Source organism: Candidatus Hecatella orcuttiae (assembly GCF_002009985.1).
Lineage (GTDB): Archaea > Thermoproteota > Bathyarchaeia > Hecatellales > Hecatellaceae > Hecatella > Hecatella orcuttiae.
The window spans coordinates 810,909-834,094 of record NZ_MTLX02000005.1; the positions used below are offsets into that span (position 1 = coordinate 810,909).

At 46.8% G+C, this 23,186-nt stretch carries 24 protein-coding genes and 1 tRNA gene; 11 read left to right on the forward strand and 14 right to left on the reverse strand.

Translation table 11 applies throughout. The annotated features are described in order from the left end of the window. Positions 1–2 precede the first annotated feature (2 nt). Complete coding sequence (gene mvk / locus BWM17_RS07175; protein WP_309493250.1) at positions 3–1,001, reverse strand: mevalonate kinase; 999 nt, start codon at positions 999–1,001, stop codon at positions 3–5. 42 nt (positions 1,002–1,043) lie between these two features. Beyond that, entirely contained in the window at positions 1,044–1,391 is a 348-nt protein-coding gene (locus BWM17_RS07180) for an SCP2 sterol-binding domain-containing protein (RefSeq protein WP_309493251.1), read from the reverse strand. 121 nt (positions 1,392–1,512) lie between these two features. Here BWM17_RS07180 and BWM17_RS07185 point away from each other — a divergent pair, with 121 nt between their 5' ends. Together BWM17_RS07185 and BWM17_RS07190 are read left to right on the forward strand one after the other, a co-directional pair. Further along, positions 1,513–1,659, forward strand: coding sequence for a DUF5679 domain-containing protein (locus tag BWM17_RS07185; RefSeq protein ID WP_309493252.1), 147 nt, complete (start codon positions 1,513–1,515; stop codon positions 1,657–1,659). A 320-nt stretch (positions 1,660–1,979) separates the two neighbouring features. Beyond that, positions 1,980–2,837, forward strand: coding sequence for a hypothetical protein (locus tag BWM17_RS07190; RefSeq protein WP_309493253.1), 858 nt, complete (start codon positions 1,980–1,982; stop codon positions 2,835–2,837). 13 nt (positions 2,838–2,850) lie between these two features. Here BWM17_RS07190 and BWM17_RS07195 read toward each other — a convergent pair whose 3' ends face one another. Next, complete coding sequence (locus BWM17_RS07195) at positions 2,851–3,771, reverse strand: carbohydrate kinase family protein (protein ID WP_309493254.1); 921 nt, start codon at positions 3,769–3,771, stop codon at positions 2,851–2,853. A gap of 154 nt (positions 3,772–3,925) precedes the next feature. Between BWM17_RS07195 and BWM17_RS07200 the strand changes: the two genes are divergently transcribed. Then, positions 3,926–5,110, forward strand: a complete 1,185-nt coding sequence (locus BWM17_RS07200) for a hypothetical protein (RefSeq protein ID WP_309493255.1) — start codon at positions 3,926–3,928, stop codon at positions 5,108–5,110. Between the two features lie 93 nt (positions 5,111–5,203). Continuing rightward, positions 5,204–5,674: a DUF22 domain-containing protein gene (locus BWM17_RS07205; protein ID WP_309493256.1), complete on the forward strand. Its 471-nt coding sequence runs from the start codon at positions 5,204–5,206 to the stop codon at positions 5,672–5,674. A 174-nt stretch (positions 5,675–5,848) separates the two neighbouring features. Here BWM17_RS07205 and BWM17_RS07210 read toward each other — a convergent pair. Beyond that, a tRNA-Lys gene (locus BWM17_RS07210) sits at positions 5,849–6,012 on the reverse strand. Positions 6,013–6,117: 105 nt separating this feature from the next. Beyond that, complete coding sequence (locus BWM17_RS07215) at positions 6,118–6,384, reverse strand: hypothetical protein (RefSeq protein WP_309493257.1); 267 nt, start codon at positions 6,382–6,384, stop codon at positions 6,118–6,120. Positions 6,385–6,576: 192 nt separating this feature from the next. Here BWM17_RS07215 and BWM17_RS07220 point away from each other — a divergent pair, with 192 nt between their 5' ends. The 4 genes from BWM17_RS07220 (at position 6,577) to BWM17_RS07235 (ending at position 10,833) form a co-directional block, all read left to right on the forward strand. Beyond that, positions 6,577–7,086, forward strand: a complete 510-nt coding sequence (locus BWM17_RS07220; RefSeq protein WP_309493754.1) for a (2Fe-2S)-binding protein — start codon at positions 6,577–6,579, stop codon at positions 7,084–7,086. Between the two features lie 14 nt (positions 7,087–7,100). Then, positions 7,101–9,458, forward strand: coding sequence for a xanthine dehydrogenase family protein molybdopterin-binding subunit (locus tag BWM17_RS07225; protein WP_309493258.1), 2,358 nt, complete (start codon positions 7,101–7,103; stop codon positions 9,456–9,458). Positions 9,459–9,482: 24 nt separating this feature from the next. Then, on the forward strand, positions 9,483–10,343 hold the full coding sequence (locus BWM17_RS07230) for a xanthine dehydrogenase family protein subunit M (protein WP_309493259.1): 861 nt from the start codon (positions 9,483–9,485) through the stop codon (positions 10,341–10,343). Positions 10,344–10,407: 64 nt separating this feature from the next. Beyond that, positions 10,408–10,833: a RidA family protein gene (locus BWM17_RS07235; protein ID WP_309493260.1), complete on the forward strand. Its 426-nt coding sequence runs from the start codon at positions 10,408–10,410 to the stop codon at positions 10,831–10,833. Between the two features lie 48 nt (positions 10,834–10,881). Here BWM17_RS07235 and BWM17_RS07240 read toward each other — a convergent pair whose 3' ends face one another. Continuing rightward, positions 10,882–11,964 carry a hypothetical protein gene (locus BWM17_RS07240; protein WP_309493261.1) on the reverse strand — a complete coding sequence of 361 codons (1,083 nt, stop codon included), beginning with the start codon at positions 11,962–11,964 and terminating at the stop codon, positions 10,882–10,884. Positions 11,965–12,238: 274 nt separating this feature from the next. On the opposite strand from BWM17_RS07240, the gene BWM17_RS07245 reads away from it, so the two are divergent. Both BWM17_RS07245 and BWM17_RS07250 read left to right on the forward strand, forming a co-directional pair. After that, on the forward strand, positions 12,239–13,330 hold the full coding sequence (locus BWM17_RS07245; RefSeq protein ID WP_309493262.1) for an ABC transporter ATP-binding protein: 1,092 nt from the start codon (positions 12,239–12,241) through the stop codon (positions 13,328–13,330). A 13-nt stretch (positions 13,331–13,343) separates the two neighbouring features. After that, on the forward strand, positions 13,344–14,432 hold the full coding sequence (locus BWM17_RS07250; protein WP_342766495.1) for an ABC transporter ATP-binding protein: 1,089 nt from the start codon (positions 13,344–13,346) through the stop codon (positions 14,430–14,432). A gap of 57 nt (positions 14,433–14,489) precedes the next feature. On the opposite strand, the gene BWM17_RS07255 is transcribed toward BWM17_RS07250, so the two are convergent. From BWM17_RS07255 to BWM17_RS07265, 3 genes are read right to left on the reverse strand one after another with little or no spacing between them, the layout of a single operon-like run. Further along, positions 14,490–15,344, reverse strand: coding sequence for a carbohydrate ABC transporter permease (locus BWM17_RS07255; RefSeq protein WP_309493264.1), 855 nt, complete (start codon positions 15,342–15,344; stop codon positions 14,490–14,492). A 12-nt stretch (positions 15,345–15,356) separates the two neighbouring features. Next, positions 15,357–16,235, reverse strand: coding sequence for a sugar ABC transporter permease (locus BWM17_RS07260; protein WP_309493265.1), 879 nt, complete (start codon positions 16,233–16,235; stop codon positions 15,357–15,359). Between the two features lie 27 nt (positions 16,236–16,262). Further along, entirely contained in the window at positions 16,263–17,882 is a 1,620-nt protein-coding gene (locus BWM17_RS07265) for an extracellular solute-binding protein (RefSeq protein ID WP_309493266.1), read from the reverse strand. 205 nt (positions 17,883–18,087) lie between these two features. Between BWM17_RS07265 and BWM17_RS07270 the strand changes: the two genes are divergently transcribed. Then, positions 18,088–19,149, forward strand: coding sequence for a class I SAM-dependent methyltransferase family protein (locus BWM17_RS07270; RefSeq protein ID WP_309493755.1), 1,062 nt, complete (start codon positions 18,088–18,090; stop codon positions 19,147–19,149). Here the strand turns inward: BWM17_RS07270 and BWM17_RS07275 are convergent. The 5 genes from BWM17_RS07275 to BWM17_RS07295 all read right to left on the reverse strand — a co-directional run bounded on the left by BWM17_RS07275 (position 19,139) and on the right by BWM17_RS07295 (position 23,185). Continuing rightward, positions 19,139–19,570, reverse strand: coding sequence for a DUF371 domain-containing protein (locus BWM17_RS07275; protein ID WP_309493267.1), 432 nt, complete (start codon positions 19,568–19,570; stop codon positions 19,139–19,141). The genes BWM17_RS07270 and BWM17_RS07275 overlap by 11 nt on opposite strands. Before the next feature lie 345 nt (positions 19,571–19,915). Next, positions 19,916–20,614, reverse strand: a complete 699-nt coding sequence (locus BWM17_RS07280; RefSeq protein ID WP_309493268.1) for an ABC transporter ATP-binding protein — start codon at positions 20,612–20,614, stop codon at positions 19,916–19,918. Continuing rightward, positions 20,607–21,332, reverse strand: coding sequence for an ABC transporter ATP-binding protein (locus BWM17_RS07285; RefSeq protein ID WP_309493269.1), 726 nt, complete (start codon positions 21,330–21,332; stop codon positions 20,607–20,609). Before BWM17_RS07285 ends, BWM17_RS07280 begins: the two co-directional genes overlap by 8 nt. Continuing rightward, a complete protein-coding gene (locus tag BWM17_RS07290) occupies positions 21,319–22,314 on the reverse strand; it encodes a branched-chain amino acid ABC transporter permease (RefSeq protein WP_309493270.1) in 996 nt (331 codons plus the stop codon). The genes BWM17_RS07285 and BWM17_RS07290 overlap by 14 nt, the downstream gene beginning before the upstream one ends. Further along, positions 22,307–23,185, reverse strand: coding sequence for a branched-chain amino acid ABC transporter permease (locus BWM17_RS07295; protein WP_309493271.1), 879 nt, complete (start codon positions 23,183–23,185; stop codon positions 22,307–22,309). Before BWM17_RS07295 ends, BWM17_RS07290 begins: the two co-directional genes overlap by 8 nt. Position 23,186 lies beyond the last annotated feature (1 nt).

Genomic DNA, 23,186 nt, shown 5'->3' on the forward strand with positions numbered 1-23,186 from the left:
GCTTAGCCGACGCAGCCTTTTCCAACCCACGACCTCAGACCTCTCTCATCAGTCTCCACCAAATAGGTTTCTCCGTGGAGCCTCTGCAAAGCCTTAGCCACGTTTTCAAGGTCTTCTCCTCGAGCTAAGGCGATCATGCAGCCGCCGCCTCCCCCACCTGTCAGCTTAGCTCCGAGGGCTCCGGCGTTTCTAGCCGCCTCGATGAAGAGCTCCAGCCTCTTGTGGGAGACTCCCACAGCTGAAAGCAGCTTCTGGTTTTCATCCATACACCTGCCCAGTTGAGGGAGGTCTCCTCTCCTGATGGCTTCAGCAGCCTGCAACGTCAGCCGCCTAGCAGCCTTCAAGTTTTTCCTCATCAAGGCTTCTCTTTCCTCCGCCAAACTGCTTACCTTTTTAACCAAGACCCCCGTAGACCGGCGGATGCCTGTGTTCCCAACGACCAAGCGAAGCGGCCTAGCTGCTTTCAAAAACTTAACCGGAGCGCCTTGCTGGAAAAAAATGATGCCTCCGTGGATGCAGGTAGCTTGGTCTATTCCTGAAGGCCGGTAGTGGAGGAGGCGCTCGGAGAAATAGCTCAGCCTCAAGACTTCCTCCCTAGACAGTTTTAACCCCACAAACCGGGCTACAGCTGCCACGGTGGACACAGCCATGGCGGCGGAGGAGCCCAGACCCACCTGTATGGGGATTCCCGATTCAACCTCCACATCCAAGTCTAACGGGGGACTGCCTGCGTAGTCTAAGACGGCTTCCGCAGCTATCTTTATGGGCCTCAGCAGTCTGCCGCCGGCTTTACCTCCCACCTCCGCCTTGTACCTGCCACCGTGGAAGAGGCCGGCTGCTTTAAGGCCTCTGGAAGATACGTGAATCCCAGCCTCAACCCCTTTCCTCACCCGGGCTTCCGCATAGAGGTTGACGGCCATGCTTATGGCGGGGGCTCCGTGAACGCAGAAATGCTCCCCCAAAAGGATGGTTTTAGCCGGGGCCCTAGCGGCTGAAAACATGGAATAAAATCAGGAATAAAAGATTTAAAGGCGTTGCTGAACTCACATTCCGAGAACCTTTTTCACCACGTTGACTTCCTTGAGGCTGATGTTCCTCCACTTAATCTTCCCCGTAAGGAGGTCGATGACGTTAACCCTCTTCTGGTCGATCATCTTCTGGAGAATTTCCTTACTGGTTTCCAAGTACATGTCCTCCGGGCAGTTTTCAGGGGAAACCGTCATCCGCAAACCGTCGACGGAAAGATGAAAAACGTAGACAGCGTCGTCCGTAACCTTCAGCACAATAGTCCTCCCTTCATATTCCTTTAAAAGATCACGAAGCTGAGGCTCACTCTGCAGCCGCTTGTTAAACTTGATGATCCCGTTGTCAAAGCGTTCCTTAAACGACATGGGACTCATTAATTATGAAAAGACATTTAAAATTTACCCCAAAGTGTGATCCTTTGCTTCCATAAGCAGTTTTAAATACTATAAAAAGGGGAAATAATAGGTTAAAAGGAGTTTATGAATCATGACAGAAGGATTCTGTATGAAATGCCGGAGAAAAGTGGAGATGGCGGACGCAAGAGAAGAAACATTGAAAAATAAGCGAAGAGCCTTGGTGGGCAGATGCCCCGCCTGCGGCACAAAAGTCGTAAAAATACTTAAAAAAGCCTAACCCATCTGAAAGCCCTAAACCAACTTAAACCCGGCCGGATTCCAGCCACACGGCCTTTTTCTCAAAAAGGCTTAAAACCGTTAGAACTCCCTCCAAAGCATCCGGTGCTCTTCCCGCCAGTTTATCCGAAATTTGAAGCTTAAAGCGGGAAGGTTGCACTTTAAATTTTGAAGAAAGCAGTCTTGTATAGGCTGGTTTCTTTTTCCTCTAAAAACGTTTTAATCAGTTTAGGCTGAAACTTTTAATCGCATCTCGTTGAATACTATTCTCGAAGAAAAAAAAGCTGAGAGACTGGAGGAGCATTTCTTCGGCTGAGCGACATGGTGAAGCTGGCGGTTAAAAAATTTGGCGAAGTGCGCGAGGGAGAATTGAAATTCGCATTGGAGGTGCTTGATGAATGTTACAGGCGCCTGAAGCCTCATGCCCTCAGCCTCGTAGACCTTTACGTTTTCGAAAAGTCCTCGGCCATGACCGCTTTCCTAGCTTGGGAAAGAGAACAGTTGAGAATAAAAACTTCCGATGTGAGCGAGCAGTTTTTCGCCGTCCATGATGCTTGGAGGGGGATACCGAGAATCGCCTTCAGCCTAGAAAAAATGCGGGTTATTCCGCAGCCTGTGGTTGTAGGCGGATTGAGACATGAAGCCGCTCACACTGTTCTTCACGGCTCCCCTGAGTATTACATCATACCCATCCCTGAACCTTTAAGGAAGATGGAAGTAAAATACGGACTCCATCCGCAGATGACCGAGGAGCTACTTTACCTTATCTCCATGGCTGTCAAAGACTGCGAGGTCACAGAACTCCTCTACAGCCGAGGCTATCTGGAAGACCAAGTAGCCTACAACAAGTTTTTTCTTTCCACCACCGGCGAAGATGAGCAAACATGGGAGCTTGCCAGAGCGGAACCCTCGACCGCAATCCTTTTCCTCACCTCCCTCCTTAAAACCGCTTGTTGCACTGCCCCCCTCCTAGGAAACAAGCGGCATGGGAAAGAACTTCAGCATGCTCTGCGCGAAAGCCTAGCTTTCCTACCCTTAGAATTTAGCTCCAAAATCCCTACTCTCGCCGCCCGCGCGGCTGAGGGAAGAGAGGGGGACACTCACCGGAAGATACTGCTGTTCACTCAAGATGTCGTCAGTGAACTGATACGGCCTCTGTTCCACACCCAAGGCCATTAAACCGGGGTGAGGCTCATCTTCTTTTAAGACCCTTCCATCCTCTCTGAACATCCTTCAACATGGCAGTGTAGTGGAAGATGACTTGCATCTCGGTTTCCAGCTGAGACTTATACCCATAGGGGCCGATGAAACCCAGCTTCTGCCCAGCCACAGCGTTCCCGAACATGGCTGCCACAACGGGGTTACCGTACTTCATCAACCCGTAGATATAGCCGGCGGCGAAGGAGTCCCCTGCCCCCGTAGTGTCCACCACCCTCTCTACAGGAACCGGGGGAATATGAGCGTGGTAGACGGCCTCTGTTTCGCTATAAACGACCAAAGCCCCTTGGCTTCCCAACGTTATGACCACCTGTTTGATTCCCTTTTCAATCCACCGCTCCGCCGCCTCCACCATTTCCTCTTCTCCGGCTAAGTTGACTCCCGCGGAATACGCAGCCTCTGTCTCGTTCATTTTGAGGATGTCGATGTGAGGAAGCCATTCTTCAATATCCGACCAAGCTTGGAGGACCCGGTTGTTTTCCGGGTCGATGGAGTTTGTGGGACCGTGGGCGTCGAAAAGAATCAGGCCTGAAGACGCCTTCCTCAGTCTCTCCACAGTGTCTAAGGGAACCTCAAAATCGGTGACTGGAACGAAGATGAAGGCGTCGGATTCGATGAAAGGTTGAAGGTCTTCAAAGGATATAGGCTTCATCCTGTTAGTCTGCTTCTCTAACCTTTCGCTTTCTGAAATGTACTTCAGAAAGATTCTGTTCGTTCCTTCAGGCGTAGCCCTGAGCCCTGTTAGGTCAATGTGGCGGTGCAACCCCAGCAAGCGTCGGAGCAGAGGCATATCCTCTTCGCCTACGTTGGCGACAGGGTGGATGGTGGAAGGAGGCTGGAGCAGGGAGGCTAAAGCTAGGGTAGGGTAAAGAACGCAGCCATACTGTTCTTTCACAACCCCTAGATGGGTTTCAATATGGTCGTAGGGTATGGGTCCCGCTACAACTACCTTAACTACCTTTAAGGCCTCCTCAAGGACGTTAGGTGGCTTTAATAACCAATATTTCTTTTCTTGGATATTAAAGGTAACGCGTTTCGGTGGAGAAACATTGTCCCTTGTAGGTTTCGCCTCAAACAGGGGATTCGGCCACTGGAGAAGGTTGAGAAACTACCTCACCCTACCTCCCCTTAAGGATAGAGCGGTGCTGATAGCGCCCATGACGCTGGCCAACCTTTCTTGGGAGGTAGTGAACTCCGTGGGCTACGTGGACGGAGGAGCAAGGATGGTGCTGGAAGAAGATGGAAGCCTTCAGACCACGGTGAAATACGACTCTCACCTGCCCTATAAGCCGAGTGTGGAAGGCTATTACCTCATCCCTTGGGCGCATGCCTACTTGCACAGGGCTCGGATGCTGGTGGTGGACGCTCACAACGAACCTGAGATTGTCTACTGCGATGAGCTTTTCCCTCAGTCCGCCGACATCGTCCGCCTCTGCCGGGAGCAAGGCCTGCGAAAGGTGGTCTTCACCCTAGAAACGCAGGTCTTTCGGAAATTACCTCTCCGATACCGGAGAGCTTTTGAAAAGGTAGACATCCTCCTCGTCCCCTACGAGAAAGAATTTTTCGCCGAATGTGTCTCCCTAGAGCCCTTTGAAGAGTTTGAAGATAAAATGTTCTATGCGGGAAGCGTGATCAATCCTTCAATCGTCAAAATACTCCGCACTCCCAAGACGAAGGCGAGGGAGATGTTGAAACTGCCAGCCGATAAAACCGTCATCTTTTGCACCTACGGAAAAGGGGAAGGCGCCCAGCGGATTGTAGAAGCTCTTGTGCAGATTGGAGACGACTTCGCAGCGAAGCATCCCGGCACCCATTTCATAGTGAGCGACCCCACAGGCAGATTCCGGCAGTCAATGCCCTCCCGGCCTTGGCTGGAATTCATAGGACTAGACTATCAAAAGGCTATGATGACCATGGCTGCCTGCGATTGCACCATCCAAGGGCTGGGAACAAGCACTCTGCTGGAGGGGTTGGTAGCAGGGAAGCCCATGGTAGCCATCAGCCTTGAAAGACCCTACGAAGAACAGGAAGCGAAAGGCAGAGGCGTGGAAAAATTCGGACTAGGAGAGTATCTCCCCATCAGCCAAGTATCACCCCGCAGCATCTCCAACGCCCTCCAAAGAGTTTTAGAGGAGGGCTACGGAAAAAAATTGAGACAAGCACTCCCAAGAACCCTCGGCAACTTGAAGGGTGCAGAAAAAATAGCTGACCTTTTAGCCTCAATCTTGTCGTAGCTGAAGCTTTTTGAAATGGAACTTGGAAAGGGCTTCAATGGTAATATGACCCGAACCTGATTATATATAATATTGGTGGCAGAGATGCCAAGGATGAAAATCTCCTACCTCACCAAGGGATATGAAGGGGAAAAGAAATCTCTCGAAATCTCAGCTGAACCGTACGAATTTATATTGACAACCCGAGGATGCTGGGAAAACGTCATCGCCGATGAGGATGTCTTCGTTCAGAAGGGGGAAATCAAGTCCATTAGAATTAAGCCCCTCCAGTTGAAACCTGAGGAAATCGTGATCTCATGCCCCATCATGCGAAACGCCCTAGGCTGCATCCTCTCCGTGGGAGGCGAAGGCCCGCCCAGAAGGGTGGAGAAACCGCGTAGGTTCACCTTCGCCCTCTTCGCCGCTTACAGGGAAGGAGAAATTCAGAAAAACGAACTGCTGGGAGTAGTCAACATTCTCTCCACCGCCGTCAGCATCAGCGCCCTAGCTAGAACGCTTCTGAACATAAGATACTTCGTCACACACTTTACGAAGCCGCCGCAAAAGCCGCGCGGCTCAACGTAACAGAAAAGAAACAGCCAAAACCTATCCACCGCCATCGGGCATGATGAAGATTTAATCAAAAGCCCCCATGAAGCAAAAGAATTCAGAAGCATCAGTGTAGCGACTTATGTTGGAGTTGGATGGAAAGTTTACTAAAATTGCGTATTAACATAATTTTCAAAACTGATAAACTTATGGCGGGCCCGGAGGGATTTGAACCCTCGACCACTCCCCGAGGCGTCCGAGAAACAGGCCTCTACGGGTTTCACCCAGCGGCTAAGAGCTGCAGCCTGCCTAGGCAGTCCGCCGCTCCACCTTTTCAGGGCATTTCCTAGGAAGCCTGACTGAGCCACGGGCCCTTCTAAAGTTAGAATGGCAACCCGTAAACTTTTAAGGTTTTTTCCCCAAGCTGCTGAAAACATTGCATACTCAAACAGCAGTTTGGCGGTCCTAGAACAGCCGTGTTATCCTCCGCCGGCAAAAGGCCTTATGGTTATCTGCTTCTCCTCGTTTCCTTTTAACTCTTCTTTAGGATTAACTATTCGATCGTTTACGACGACAAAATACGGAAATACTCCTTCAGACGAAGAGTCTGGAAGGTTTAAGACTAAGCCTTTTTCCTTCGTGGCTTTCAGTATAGCCTCGATTATCTTCGTTCCCTCCGGCACTTCAAGGGTTACGTATTGCTGGCTTCGTGCACTCAATCCGTAGGCTTTGATCGCAACTTTCATAAACAGGGACTACCCCCTTTGTTTTTTTCATGGTGCTTCTCTTAAATTTTATGCTTTGACAATAAACATCACACTCATGTCTTTGTCAGAAAAGGCAGAGCCTTTACCTTTCTACTGCTCTCTCAACTTCCTTTTACGTTAAGCCGTCTGAAAAATTTAAATAATGAAAAAATGGAAACAAATAATAGGTTGGTGATACTATTGGCGACCATTACAAAGAAAACCGTGAAATTAACGGTAAACGGCGTAGAATGCGAAGTAGAAGTTGACGTCAACGAGGTGTTAGCAAAAGTTCTGCGAGAAAAACTGGGATTAACCGGTACAAAAATTGGCTGCGAAAGCGGAGAATGCGGAGCCTGCACAGTTCTAATAGATGGACAACCCAAGCTTTCATGCCTGATTCTCGCCATCGAATGCGAAGGGAAAAAAATATTGACCGTAGAAGGTCTTTCAGACCCTGAAACTGGAAAGCTGCATCCCATCCAAGAAGCCTTCATAGAAAATTTTGGGTTTCAATGCGGCTTCTGTACACCGGGATTTCTTATGGTGACTAAAGCTCTGCTGGATAAAAAAACTGGAGAAAAACTCACGGATGAGGAAATACGACTTGCCATTGCAGGAAATATCTGCAGGTGCGGTGATTACTACCATATTATCGAGTCGATCAAAGCGGCTGCAGAAAAAATGAAAAGATTTTCTTGAGGAGGTGGCGGTAATTGATTGAATGGAAAGTTTATCCGGCGAAAGGCGCGCAGGAATTTAAATGGATTGGAAAATCTATCCCTCGAAAAGAATCTTATGAGAAAGTTACAGGGGCTGCTAAATTTGTCGCTGACATGAAAGCTGACCTTTGCGCGAAAATCTTGAGGAGCCCCCATCCCCATGCGATAATAAAAAACATAGATACCAGTGAAGCTGAAAAGCTTCCCGGTGTAGCCGCCATAATCACCCACAAAGATGTACCAAAAAGGCTACTCCCTCGAAGCAGCGCTAGAGCTTGCTACATTTTGGAGGATCATGTGCGTTACGTAGGCGATGAAGTGGCGGCGGTAGCGGCTGTAAGCGAGGAAGTGGCGGATGAAGCATTAGACCTGATAAAAGTTGAATACGAGGTCTTGCCCGCCGTGTTCGACCCGGAAGAAGCAGCTCGGGAAGACGCGCCGAAGTTGTATCCTGAAGGCAACGTCTACGGCCCTCTAGGCGGGACTATCGTGGAGAAGGGTATACGTGAACCTACAGTGCTTGAATGGGGAGACCTTGACAAAGGCTTTAAGGAAGCTGACGTAATAGTGGAAGATAAATTTGTGGTAAAACCGCAGATACACGCACCTTTAGAGCCTCATGTTTGTTTGGCTCAATGGGAAGGAGACCGGCTGACGCTCTGGGTCGCTACGCAGACGAAACATGAGATCATTGATAGCCTCTCCTACGTGTTCGAGATGCCGTCAAGCAAGATCAGAGTCATATCGAGGTATGTAGGAGGAGGGTTTGGGTCAAAATACATCGAAAGATACATTCCCATTGCAGCCTTGCTGTCCAAAAAAGCAAAAGGTAAATCGGTAAAGCTGGTGTACACAAGGGAAGAGGAACAATGTCATACAAAGCGAGCAGGCCAGAAAATATACGTTAAGATCGGCGCCAAAAAGGACGGAACTTTCACTGCCATTCACTTCAAAACCTACTGCGATATCGGAGGCTACGGAAATTCTGTCAGTGGAAGTTGCCAATTTTGGGAAGAAGCGCCAGCTATTTCTTATAAAGCGGAAAATGCTCGATTTGAAGCTTGGGATGTGCATGTGAACTATTTCAGCACCCAGCCGTTCCGTTCGGTGCAGGTGCCAAGTACAAATTTCGCTTTAGAGCAAGTCATCGATCAGGTTGCTGAAAAACTTGGAAAAGACCCCGCGGAGATCAGGCTGAAAAACATGCCTGAAACGGGGGACGTTGTGCCTCCTAAACCCTACAAGAATCCCTTCTACCCCAGAGCCGCCTTGGATACCTATCCCTCCAAAAAAATGCTACAAGAAGTCTTGAAAGAGATAGGATGGAAAGAGAAGTGGAAAGGTTGGGGGAAACCTGTAGCCGTAGAAGGATCGAAAAGGAGAGGAATAGGCCTAGCCTACTCGGCTGCTTGGGGAGGGTTTAACTACGATGGATTAATGACCATGACCGTCACCATGTATCCGGACGGTTCGCTTACGATCCTTTCAGGCACCCAGGATCTAGGCACAGGTTCCAATACAACTTTGTGCATGATAGCCGCGGAACATCTTGGAATATCCTTGGAGGAGGTCAGCATAATCGCCGACGATACGGCTGTAGGGCAGTTTGACTACTATGAAGCCAGGTCAAGCCGGACGTTGACTATCGGGGGACACATGCTCCTACTCGCCATCGAAGACGCGAAACGGAAGATTTGCGAGACAGTAGCCCCGAAACTTGAGGTGCCTCCGGAAAACTTAGAAGTCAAAGAGAAAAAAGTCTACGTTAAAAATGATCCTAAAAGAATGATTCCTCTCACAGAAGCCATCACTTCAACAGTGGTTGGCACTGCATCAGGTCCTCCGGGAAGCGAATTCCCTGAAATCGAGCCCGGGTTCAAATGGCGTAACCCTCTAGTTTCAGCGGCGGAAGTTGAAGTTGACGTTGAAACAGGAGAAGTTAAAATAGTAAAACTGGTTCCCAGCTACTGCCCAGGGAGAATGGTAAATCCCAAGATTGTGATAGGGCAATATTTGGGAGGAGCATTATGTCAAGGGGTAGGTATGGCTCTCTACGAGAATTTCAACTTCGACGAAAAGAACAACGTCTATGTCAGCAGAAACTTCTTAGACTATAAAATCCCGCGAGCGACAGAAATGTACGAAGTAAAACCTGTCATAATAGAGGAAGTCAAAGACCGGCCTCCACACGTAGGACCCCCCTACGGGGTGAGAGGTGTCGGAGAATGGGGAATAGGCGTCATTGTCCCTGTTATTGCCAATGCCATTTACAATGCTCTAGGCGTTAGGGTTAAACGCTGCCCGATGACAAGCGAGGTCGTTTTAGAGGCGCTGAGAGGGGGGAAAGAGTAGATGCCATTTATAATGAAAAGGCCCTTGAAGAAATTCGAATACGTGGCTCCTTCGAAGCTTGAGGACGCATTAGCTATCCTTGGAAAACTCGGCGAGAAAGCCGCGATATTGGCAGGAGGAACAGACCTTCTGGTATTCATGAAAGACAGGGCGATTATGCCCCAATGCATTATAAACATCAAAAACATAGCCGGGATGGATTATATAAAGGAGACAGAAGAAGGGGGATTGGCGATAGGCGCCCTCACCCCCATCATCAAAATAAACGAGTCCAAGCTGATCAAGCAGAAATATCCCTCGCTTCACGAATGTACCACAAAAGCATTTCACAGTTGGCAGATCAGAAACATGGCTACAATAGGGGGAAACATTTGTCGAAGCTCCCCTGCTGCGGATGCTGTACCTCCCTTAATGACCTATGATGCGGAAGTGAAACTGGTCGGGCAAAAAAGTGAGCGGAGAGTATTGTTAGAAAAATTCTTCCTCGGCCCTAACAAAAACGTGCTAGATCGGGAAATTTTGACAGAGATAATAATACCCCCGCAGAAAGGAAACTGCGGAATGGCTTTCGAAAGCATGAAACGAGTCTCCGTGGACTTGTGCAAATTGAACTGCGCTGTGAAAATTGTGCTTGAGGGCAATACATGCAAAGACATCAGAATAGCCCTCGGCGCCGTAGCTCCCACACCCATCAGAGCAAAAAAAGTTGAAGAAACCGTGAGAGATAAAGAAGTTACCGACGAGCTCATCGAGAAAGCTTCTCAAAAAGTCGTCGAAGACATCTCCCCAATAACCGATGCTAGGTCAACCGCTGAATACCGGAAACAGGTTAGCGTGGTAATGGTCAGAAGATTGATAAAGCAAGCAGTTCAACGTGCAAAATAATATCTCTAACCCAAAGTTAGGAAAAATTTAAATCGTGGATCACGCCTATCACTTCCGATGCAAAATGGGTAAAAGAATAGCCATAAATCCAAAAGGTGTTTGGGATCCTTCCCAAGGTCCAGATGCGAAAGTAAGCAAGTTTCCAGTTGGCTGGTCACAGGTTGCCATAAAGGGAAACTTTATTTTCATATCAGGTCAAGTTGGAGCCAACGAGAAAGGCGAAATGCCCCTCGACCTTAAAAGCCAGATGGAGTTGACCTACGAGAACATTGACAAATGCTTAAAGGCTGCAGGCGCCACATGGGATGACGTTGTTTTCATGACCATCTACGGAACGTCTCTTGACGTAGAGTTCTACAACATCTGGCGTGAAGTCCAAGCGAAGTACATTTCCGGGCCGCCATTCCCAGCTTTAACAGGTGTAGGTTGCGCTCGCCTCACTTGGCCAAACCAGAAAGTTGAATTGGATGTAATAGCCATTAAGGATTAAAGCTTCACCTTTTTTTTTTTTAAAAAAAAAAGGGAAAAATTAACTGTTTTAATACGAAAGAATTCGCTTCGGGTTATCTATCATCATAGTGCGAATTTGCTTTTTAGATACCCCCATGTATCTCAGCCTAGGAACGATGTGTTTCAGTATATGCGCGTAGCCCCAGCCTCCATATTTCACCCTTTGAAGTTTTGTGAAAACATCTTGGGACATCATGAGCTGTTTTTCATAGCCTTGGTCGCATAGTTCTGCAATGGCCAGTAACCGCTCATTATCGCTGACGAATAAAGCTCCAGGCCACAGGCTGTTCCACCAGCTTTCATTGCCAATGGTGTCATATTCCAAGATTATTGGATATTTATCCATGAGTTTTTTATGAAATTCAACGTTAACTTTGGATCTGTCATCACTACAAGTCAAGTCCATGTGACTCATATAGAACTTTTCTAGATTCGCTCCTTCCTTTTCTATCATCTTTATTATATTCTCCTGGTCAAAGACTTTCTTTTTCTTCTCCACGTCTAGAAGCGTTGGATGTATGGTGAAGGGCGCTCCCGTTTCTTTCTGAGCCCGAGCTGCCCCTCTGAATACTTTTTCCTCTTCTTCCGATATGGGGTAAAGAGTAGCGCATTTTATGACGCCTGCTTTTATTTCGGTTTCAACCGGATAGCTTATGCCCTCCGTTAACTCCTTCACGATGAAGTCGCGCACTCCGTCAATGTCCATTTTCTTTACCAAAGGCGGGTGAGATAAACCGATGTAGAAGCCTGAAGGACAAATTATGTTGATGCCTGTAGCTTGGGAGATTTTCCTCAGGGCTAACGGATCCCTTCCTACTCCCGGGCAAGTCAACTCCACTAAGCTGTTGCCACCCCAGTGTTTGAATTCCATCAATTCCTCAATAGCTTCATCCACGTCAAGCATTGTCAAATTGTTGCAAGATACACCGGCATCCCGCAGAAGATCCCCCCGATTCGCCAAGGTTATCGGCGCGTCGACCAGCGCTCTTTTCCTTCCTTCATCAGGAGCCGTATGCCAAACTGTAAATGTGCAGATGAGATGCTCATGGGGTAGTGTTAACTTCAACTCTTCCGGCGAAATAGGACCGTTAACAGTTTCCACCCTAGCCATGTGTCCACACCTCCAGATTTCCATGAGTAGCGAGGTTTCCATCCCTCAACTTCAGGGAGCACAATTGAGTAATACCCTCCATTCAATTAATCAGCTTAGTTTGCATGTCGCTTAAAAATATTTTGCACACTCCAATGAGAAGCCTTCCTGAGCCAACTTCGATGAAGATTTTTTAAAGGTTCTTTGGTGAATGTGAACTTCTCCCGTAACCTATTTAAAGTAGAACGGTGAATTTTTCAATCGCGTATTTCGTGACATCATCGGATGAAGCCCTATGGCAACTGTCAAAGTATCGTTAGAGAACGTGACAAAAAAATTTGGAGATATTACCGCTGTTAACAGGATCAGTTTAGATGTGAAAGAAGGGGAATTTCTATGCTTACTCGGGCCTTCAGGTGCCGGTAAGACTACCACACTCAGACTCATAGCTGGTACTGAAACGCATGACGAGGGAAATATATACATTGATGGAGTGCTTGTGAACGATCTTCCCCCTAAAGACCGAGACGTAGCCATGGTTTTTCAAACCTATGCTCTCTACCCGAATAAAACAGTCTTTGAAAACATAGCCTTCCCGTTGAAGGTAAGAGGGACGCCTAGGGACGAAGTTGAGAAGAAAGTTTTAGAAGTTGCAAAAACCTTGGGAATAGAAAAATTGCTCGATAGGCTTCCGGCATTGCTCAGTGGAGGTGAACGGCAGAGAGTTGCCATTGCTAGGGCGATAGTGAGAAGACCTAAAGTGTACTTGATGGATGAGCCCTTAACGAACTTAGATGCAAAACTTAGAGTTCTTATGAGGTCTGAGATTAAAAGAATGCAGCAGCAACTTCAGATAACGGGGATTTATGCCACTCCAGATCTATTTGAAGCTATGAGCATAGGTGATAGGATCGCTGTTATGAGCAAGGGCTCTGTTCTCCAATGCGATAATGCGGAGAGTTTGTACAATAAACCCAAGCATATAATTGTTGCTGAAACCATGTGCAGTCCGCGAATTAACCTGATAAACTGCACTTTAAACGAGAAGAATGGAAAAATCATGCTCGACGCGGGAGATTTTGTCTACGATATGACAGAACTGAAAGATGTAGTCAGCAAATTTTTAGATAAGGATGTTGTCTTAGGGGTGCGACCTGAACACGTAAATATTTTGGATAAGAAAGTCAAAGAGGCCATCCCGGCTGAGGTGATCGGCATAGATCATATCAGGCCGGAAAATGTTGTTTATTTGAAGGTGGGGGGAACCGAGCTGATAAGTTTAGCCGACGAGGTTACGGCAAGTCGAATTAAAGATAAAGTATACTTTACCTTTGCCAATAAGCATATAATACTTTTCGACAGGAAAACTGGAAACTGCATCCTCTAAGGAAGCGAGAAAAATGGTTTCTGTCCGTTTGGAAAAACTCACAAAAACCTTTGGGAAAACGATAGCGGTCAATGAGCTAGATTTGACTATAAAGGATGGGGAATTTTTATGTTTACTCGGGCCCTCAGGCTGCGGTAAAACAACGACGCTTAGAATGATCGCAGGTTTAGAAACACCGACGAAGGGAGAAATCTACATAGGAGACGTGCTTGTGAACGATCTTCCTTCTAAAGATCGAGATGTAGCTATGGTTTTCCAGTTTTACGCCATCTATCCTGAAATGAAAGTTTTTGACCAGATTGCCTTCCCCTTGAAAATGTTGAAGAAACCAAAAGAAGAGATCGATAAAGCCGTTAAAGAGGTTGCTGAACTTTTAGGAATAACTGATGTGCTTAACTTTCCTGTGGAACGCTTAACGATGGAGCAAAAGCAAAAAATTGAGCTGGGCAGGGCCATTGTAACCCAGCCTAAAGTTTACCTTTTCGACGAACCTCTCACAAACCTAGACACGAAAGTTAGAGCTCGTACAAGGATCGAATTGAAGAAACTTCAGCAAAGGTTGAAAACGACGACTATATATGTCACCCATGACCAGCTCGAAGCTTTAACTTTAGCTGACAGAATCGCTGTGATGCACTTGGGCAGACTTCAACAATGCGATACTCCGGATATGCTTTATAGGTATCCGAAAAACTTTTTCGTAGCAGGATTCATCGGCAGTCCGCCCATGGATTTCATAGACTGCACTCTAGTGGAGAAAGACGGTAGATTCGTACTTGATGCGGGAATTTTCAGCTATGATGTAACCGAGTTCAAAGAAGACATCGAGAAGCTTACGAATAGCCGTGAATTCGTAATCGGAGTGAGGCCTGAGTTTTTGACGTTAAGTCTGACTAAAACCGCTAACAGCCTTGCAGAGGCCTACGTGGACATCATTGAACCTTTGGGGGCTAGAATGATAGTAAATCTGAAAGTTGGAAACTATACTCTAAAAGCAAATGTGCGTAAGATGCCTTTGACAAGCGGGGAGAAAGTATGGTTTGGATTCGATAAAGATAAGCTTAGATTATTCGATAAAAAGACAGAACACTGCATCATCTAAATTTCTGCCGGCGCAGCACTATATTTTATTATTTTATCTTAGAGAAAAATTTTTCATTTACTTGATAGCGCCGCTCATGATTCCTTTAATGATGTATTTTTGAAGTATAACGGCCAGGGCTATAACTGGGAGGCTTGAAAACACACCGGCAGCCATAACCCGGGGGATAACCTGCTTCATCGGGCCCATGAACTCTAAAATAACCGGCTGAAGCATTTTGAAATCTCTCACACCGATGACGCTGGAGTACATAAGCTCATTCCATGAAATGATGAAACAGAAAACCGTAACGATCATGACGCCTGTGATGGACAGAGGCAGAACAACCCGAAACATGGTTCCAAACCTACTCAAACCATCAACCTGTCCAGCTTCCTCCAAGTCCATGTGAACTCCTCGAAATATTGAAGCAAGCATCCATGTCATCAGAGGAAGAATGAAGACGCTGTGAGCGAACACGACCCCCGGCAAGGTGTCTATCAAACCTAAAGCTCTCTCCACTGTTGCCACAGGTATCAGCAATGCAACTCCTGGTAGCATATAGAAGATCACGATGGCTTGGAGGAGGACCCTGTTCACTTTAAACCTGGTCCTGACAAGGGCGTAAGCTCCCAGTGAACCTGCTGTCATTACGAAACCCGCCGTTATCAAGGCTACTAAAGCGCTGTTCACAAGCCCTTCGGTGAAAGGCGGGTAGCTTAAGAGTTCACCGTAATGGAAGACTGTAAATTTAACGGGTTTAAACGGGAAGGGGGGAGGCCTGTAAAGGTCTATTTCCCGCTGTAAACTTGAAGTAACCATCCAGAAATATGGAAAAAGTATGGTGAAAACTAAGATGGCGAAGGCTGTGTATATTCCGATTTTCCCTGCGATTTTTCTTGCTTTGTTCGGTTTTGGTATTTGAACGTTCATTTATGTTTCACCTCAAACAACCTTGTACCATCTGAGTGCGGTAAAAGCGAAAACTAGGCCTATCAAGGTTACTACATAGGCAAGTGTAGCTCCGTAGCCTGCATTCAAATACCAGAAGGTTGTGAGGTAAGAATAGAAAGTTAGCACATAACTTTCAGTCCCCGGGCCGCCTTTGGTGATGGAGATCACAATATCGAAACTGTAAAGTAAGGATAGAATGGCGTTTAAAATACAATTTATGACGAATATTCCCTTGATATGCGGCCATATGACATATTTGAACCTGGAAAGAACACCAGCCTTGTAGATTTTCACAGATTCAACAATTTCTTTTGGAACATTTTGAAGAGCTGAAAGAAATAAAAGCCCGTAGAGTGTAAAAACTTTCCAGCAGAAGAATAAAGCTAAAATATTTAATACCAGAAACGGAGTGCTGAAGAACGAAATTGCTGCGGGAATTAAGCCTAAGGTTTTCAACAGCCAATTGACAATACCGTAAGCTGAATTGAAGATCCACCAAAATATTAAGGATACAACTATCGGGGGGGTAGCCCAAGGTAGAAGAAGAAGGACTCTTCCGAAGGTGTTTCCCTTGAATTCTTGACTTAAAAGCAGGGCTGTACCTAAACCAGCTGGAACGGCTATTATGGTGGTTAAGCCGAAGAAATACAGAGTATGCCAAAGGGAGGTTATGAACACAGGGTCCGAAATCATATAAGCCCAATTACGCAAGCCTACAAAGGAATATTCTAGCGTCCTCAAACTTAAGTCCGTAAATGTGTAATAAAATGAAGCCCCAAGGGGATATAAAATAAAAATCGAAAGGAAAATAAAGAAGGGGGACAAGCAGAGAAGGGCGAATTTACTTTCTCTGCTTATCTTCAGAGCCACAGTTCGATTCTTCTCCTAGTGAGGCTTTTAGCCTCCCCTAAGCCAGTACAGCCAAGATAGCGACTCCTCAGGGGAGTTTTCCTCAATCCACTTGAGGATGTCGTCGATCTTAGCTATCACTTCCCCGGTTATCAGTCCGTCGGTCCAGGCTTCAGGATATCCGCCACCGTACTTCTCATACTCCTCGTCGACTATTTCGTCGCATTTCTCAGCAGCATCACTCATAGCTTGCTCCGCTGTCTTTATGCCTTTGAGGGCGTTAGTTATTTCAATCTCCACAGTGTCAGTTATAGCCTGATACGCCGGTCTAATGTAGCGGCTGCATCTATACTTCGACTGCTCCAGCTGCTCCATGATGAACATGTTCCATGGGAAAACAGCGAACCTCTCGTCATAGAAGTATGACCATCTTGTCGGACATGGCTCCTCAAGATCCGGTGTCGGCCCATTATGCAATGTCATCTGCACTTGCGTCTCTTTGCTGTGAAGGAACTTTATAAAGTCCCACGCTGCCTCCTTGTGTTTAGCCATCACCGGAATTCCGTAACCTTCAGGAGCGTTCTCGGAGGCTGAACGCACAACTCCACTATGTCCTGGAACAAGCCAAGTTATGACTTCCTTCTTTGACAGCGGGTATCCCAGTTCATGGTACTTCGGCATTACAATAGTGGTCACATGGGGATAGTACATCATGTAGGTGGCGTTTTCCAAGTACCACTCTTTTCCAGCTTGAATGCTGAATATCCATTCGATAGCAGCAGGGTTCATGTAGTTCCTATACAGCTCGATCATATCCTCTACAGCTCTAATAGATTCCTTGCTGTCCACATTGATCGTCCTACGGGAGTCATACTTCCAGAAGTCGCCCCCGTTGCAATGCAACCACACAAGGTAGTGGGTTAGAAGATATCCTTGCCTGAATCCTGCCGCATAGGGGTAATAGCCTTCCTTGCCTTTAAAGTGGTTCTTCAGCAATTCAAGCTGCTCCAACCATTCTTCAAACGTCGTAGGCCAGCTTAGCCCTACTTCCTTCAAATGGGTTAGGTTAGCGTTGAGGGTGAAAACCTCGTACATTCTTGGCAGAGCGTAGTATCTGTCTTTATAGGTTACAGTTTCCCGGGCGTAGGGCACTATGTCCTTGTCTACTTCTGGAGGGATCTCTATTCCCAGCTCGTCCAGAGGGGTGAAGAATTCCAGAAACTCTTGAAGCCAAGCTCCCCATTCATAGGTTACGTCGTAGGCATAGGTTCCAGCTGCGAAGGTTGTGGCTAGCTTATCATGCATGGTCACGAAGTCGTCCGTGAAAATGTTGATCTTTGTTCCAGTAACCTCTTCGTATCTGGATATGTTTTCCTCGTAATTGTAGTACCATCCACTGTGAGCAGACGTATAGAAGTTTAGCTCCGGAACCGATACAAGACCCCACTGATCAATAGGCGCCTTAAACGTATCCGCAACAACCGGAGTTGGAGTTGGTGTAGGGGTAGGGGTTGGTGTAGGCGTGGGTGTAGGCGCAGGCGCAGGCCTCATGGCTTGCCATGCAGCGTAGCCGCCCACGCCAGCGACAACAGCAGCGGCGATGGCGGCGATGCCGTATTTCATCGCACTTCTACGAGACTGACTTGTCATTTCATTTTCACCTTCCATCCTTTTTATTTTAAAGAAAATTAATATAAAACTTTCGGTATAAAATCACACTCAATAACAAACCATGTTTAACAAGAACTTTATACTTCCCAGCAACAATTTCTGGTATTCTCAAGTAAAGATTTAAACATAAAACTAATATCTATGCTAAGATTTCTCTCCCCTACAGTCAAATTTAATCAGCAGTCAACTGGAAGGTTTCGCGCTGAAAACTAAAAGCCAATGTTTAGCGGTCAGGAAAAAAGACTGCGAGTTTGCCCTACGCTTGCTTAAGGAGCATGCTTTCCTGAAACGTGAGATGAAAATCTCCGTCGAAGGAGAACTGGCTTTTATTCCTATAAAAGAAGCTCCTCCTCGAAATCTTCTGAATAATGCTGGGCTAGGCTACGTGAATGTGGTGGAGAAAATCGTAGAAGCTGGGAAGACGATTCAGAATTTTACTAGTGCCTTAGAAAAAGTTATTCCTTCCAAATTAAAACCGTTGATTCCGCGATCCCTAGACATCATCGGCCATGTGGCCATCGTAGAGCTGCCGCCAGAGCTGGAACCCTACGCGGAAGCTTTGGGCAAGACAGTTATGGAGACCCACAGAAACGTCAAAACGGTCCTAGCTAAAACATCCCAAGTAGACAGTCCTTTTCGGCTGAGAAAGTTCAAGCTCATTTCCGGCATAGATCAAACGGAAACCGTTCACCGAGAGTTTGGATGCCGTTTCGTCGTGGATGTAAGGAAAGTCTACTTCAGCCCTAGACTGAGCTTCGAACATGACAGAGTTTCAGCTCAGATAGGTGAAGGGGAAACCGTGGTTGATATGTTCGCAGGAGTAGGCCCTTTCTCAATTCTCACAGCTAAAAGAAGGAAGAAGGTCAAAGTCTACGCCATAGACGCCAATCCCGAAGCTTACAGTTATCTGCTGAGAAACATCGCCATTAACAAAGTTGATAGCAAGGTCACCGCTCTGCTTGGCGACATCCAAAGACTCTTGGAGAAAAACCTAAGGGGGGTGAAGGCTGACAGAGTCATAATGAACCTTCCCTCTGAAGCCTTTCGCTTTCTCCCTCAAGCTTTAACCTTGCTCAAGGCCGAGGGCATCGTCCACTATTATTGCTTTGCAAAGGAGCCGAACCCATTGGAGAAAGCGGAGGAAGAAGTGAAGAAAACTGTCGCCTTCTCCGGGTGGAAAGCGGATGTCCTTTATGCCCGGCGTGTCAAGCCTTCGGCTCCAAGAACATGGATGGTAGCCTTAGACCTCAGATTCACCCTCTAACTTCGACTGTCAGCTCGATGACGACGGAGACGTCAGCTCTCGACAGTTTGGCGACTAATTCTCTGGACAAATCCGCCGCCGCCTTATCCGCTCTAACCATGACCGTTCGTGGACAAATATAGTTGCTTTTTCTAACCACCAAATCGGTAGGATGCGAAAAAGACAGACGGGGATCTCCCCAGCCTCGGACGAGTTCCCTCTCCCCTTCAACCTTGACTGTTAAGGTGAGTTTGGCTTCGCTCTTCCGGGCTAGTTGTTTAAACTTTGAGCTGAGTTCAGCTGCTCCCTTGTTGGCACCCACGGCTATGATGCAGTCCCCTCGAAGGGAGAGACATTCTTCCTTGGTGACCTCTAGGGTTGTTCTGTGAGTTGCTCGGACAGCCTTATGGCCTCGCGCTGTGAAGACTTCCACTACTTTCATGAGAAACAACCATTAACCTAGGCTTCTCTCTAACCTTTCCAACTTTATCCTCGCATCGAAAGGTTTTATTTTTTCATCTCGGAAGGTTTAGACGTTCACGAGCTAAAACTCTATATGTATCCTTCCCGAATATTAATTCCATGGTGCTCATAAGCATTCGTGAAGTTTTCATCATTATCGCCGTAATTTTCGTACTCATCGTATTCCTGCCATGGCTTGCAAAGAAGAGAAAGGAAATGTAAGTGCGAAAAATATTTAACAGATTTTTCCGTTTAACGGCTGAAACTGCAGCGTCCCGTAGCTTGAATAAATCAACTTGCAGTAAAAACCTTGAGTACGGATGCTTTACATACCCAAATAAGATTTTCTCACAAAATCCGAGTCTAGAAGGTTAGTGCCCTCCGCAACTATACTTCCGTTCTCAAGGACGTAGGCTCTATCTGCCGAGGAAAGAGCCAACCGTACGTTTTGCTCAACCAGCAGTATCGTTAATCCTCGTTTCTTAAGCTCTTTTATCACATTATGAATTTTCTGCACCAATAGTGGTGCAAGACCTTGCGAGAATTCGTCGATAAGGAGGATGTTCGGATCAGCCATGAGACTTCTTGCAATGGCTAACATTTGCTGCTCGCCTCCGCTAAGTGTTCCTGCAAGTTGCATACTACGCTCTTTTAGCACAGGAAACAACTCGTAGACCATTTTCAAATTTTCATCCTTCTTTAACTTAGCACGTTTCAGGTAGCAACCCATTTCCAAATTCTCCTTGACCGTCATAGCTGGGAAAAGCCGCCGCCCCTCAGGTATATGTCCAATACCAAGCGCTGCGATGGAGTGAGGCGGAAGTTCATCTATTCTTTTACCCATAAACGTTATCTTTCCCGTCTTCGGATGAAGTAAACCGGAGATAGTTCTCATCAGAGTTGTTTTTCCGGCTCCGTTTGAACCCACGACAGCTACGTATTCTCCTTCATCAATTTTTATGGAAACATCTCTCAGCGCTTGCGCGTCTCCATAATAAACACTGATCCTGTCTACTTCAAGCATACTCGCCCACCCCCAGATAGGCTTCTATAACCTTCTTGTCTTGAGATACTTCTTTAGGGGTGCCATCGGCTATAACTTCCCCTTGGTGTAACACTACAACCCTCTCTGAAACGGACATCACGGCTTTCATCACATGTTCCACCATGAGAACGGTGACACCTCTCTGCGCAATCTCACGGATGATCTTAAGACCTTCTTCAATTTCTGCAGGAGTCAACCCAGCTAATACCTCGTCGAGAAGCAGAAGTTTAGGATTGACAGCTAAGGCTCTGGCGAGCTCAAGGCGCTTCCTGTTCTGAAGGGTTAAACTGGCAGCGGGAACATGGGACAGCTTATAGAGACCAGTTAGCTTCAAGATATTTTGGCAGTAGGCTTCCAAGTCCTGATCCCCCAGCCGGCGGCTGAATATTGCAGGAGTCATAACGTTATCCATCACTGTTAGGCTGTGGAATGGCTTCACTATCTGAAATGTCCGCCCGATTCCCATTCGACAGATTTTAGTTGGCGTAAAGCTAGTGATGCGTTTTCCGTCAAATAATATCTCACCCGCATCGGGTTTATAAAAGCCGCAAATAACATTGAACAAGGTTGTCTTCCCAGAGCCGTTAGGCCCGATGAGGCCTATGATACCTCCTTTCTCGATGTTGAGGGTTACGCCTCTCAGGGCTGTTAATCCTCCAAACCTCTTGGACACGTTCCTCAGTTCAAGAAGACTCACGTTTTAACAACCTCTGAATTTTCTTAAAGAAGATTGGAGCAGATGAACGTCCAGAGAGGGCCCCCACAATGCCTTCAGGCATAAATCTGAAGACTACAACGAGCATGATGGCCATGAGAAGTAGGGAGCCTCTCATGAAGAAAGTTTTACCTATCTCTTCGAAGATCAGGACGAGTACAGCACCCACTATCGGTCCGGCGAAAGTGGAAGCCCCTCCTATAACTGCCATAACGATCACTTTGAATATCCAAGAGAATTCAAAGGCACTGTAAGGATCAACAAAGACCTTATATTGAGCAAAAAAACCTCCAGCCAGCCCAGCTAGAAAGGCGTGGATCATGAAGGCTATGGTCCTGTAGAGGGTCGTGTTTATTCCCATCATTCTCGCTGCATCGTAATTATCGCGAACGGAAACAAAGGCTAAACCCAGCCTAGAATTGATAATTTTGTAAAATACAATAATCGCGCTGAAGCCCAAGATTAGGGCTCCAAAATAGTCAAAAGCTGGAGGGTAAGGATGCTCTACAAATATACCTGCTCCAGCATTTGTAACAGCGGGAAAACCGAGGATAAGTGTTCTGGCAATTTCCGCAACCGCCCATGTGCCCAAGGCGAAATACCAACCTCTTATATGCAGAAGAGGATAAGCTACGATCAACGCAAACAAAGCGGCCATGCAGCCCCCTAACAGAATGTTGAAAGGTATAACGATATCTATGTTATGAAAACTAAGCAGAGCCACCGTATAGCCACCCACGCCGAAGAAGCCGATGTGGCCGAAGGTGAATTCTCCAGCATATCCGCTGAGTATACTCCAGCTGATAGCCAGGACGATGTAAACCATGAGGAAAATGATGAGGCTTGAGATGTATGCGCCTATTAGTCCGACCATGAACATGGCTGTGAGGATTGCGAAGCATATTATGGTCAAAACGTAAACGTTACCGAATCTACCTAGAGGGATGCTTCTGAACTTAGGCATAGACTTCCACTTTCCCTAGAATGCCTCTGGGTCTGAGAAGTAAAACTAGGAATAGAATTACGTAGACAACAGTATCCCGGAAAACTCCGCCGAACACGTAAATTCCTATATTCTCAAGTAAACCGACAATTATTCCCGCTATAAAGGGGCCGGCGATGCTTCCCATACCTCCGAGAATGAGCACTATAAAACCTCTGACTGTGAAAGCTATCCCCAACCCGGGGTTAAGGACATGGGTGAGAATCCAAAGCAACCCTGCCACGGATGCAAGGGCTGTGGAGAGGCCGAAAGTCAAGTAGGCCGTTTTCTCAAAGTTAACCCCCAGCATCATAGCCGCTTCTCTGTCTTGAGTGCAGGCTCTGATGGCTCTTCCAAGGCCTGTTCGGCTGAGGGTGAGATGGAGTAGAACAGCTACGGCAACCGCCATCAGCAAAGCCAGAACACGCATGAGATTGACCAGAACGCCCCCTACCATGAAATTTAGTGCAGTATAACTGGTTTCTATCGACCTGAGGTTAGGAGACCAGACGATGAATTCGGATTGCATGATTACAAGGGCTAGGCCGAAGGTGATGACCATGGAGGCGGAACTTTGAAGCTCAACTTTTCTGATAGACGGGCCCACAATGAACTTTTGAATAAACATTCCTGCCCCAAGGGTTAGAGGTACGATTATGACGAGAGATAAAAGAGGGTCTAGGCCGAAAAGAGTGAACAGCCAAAAACTGATCATCGCTCCGAAAATCATGAGATCCCCATGGGTATAGTTGATGATCCTCATCACACCGATTATCTGGCTTAGTCCTATGGCTATCAGCGAATAAATACTACCCTCAAGAATACCACTTATCAAAACTTCAGGAGGTATCATC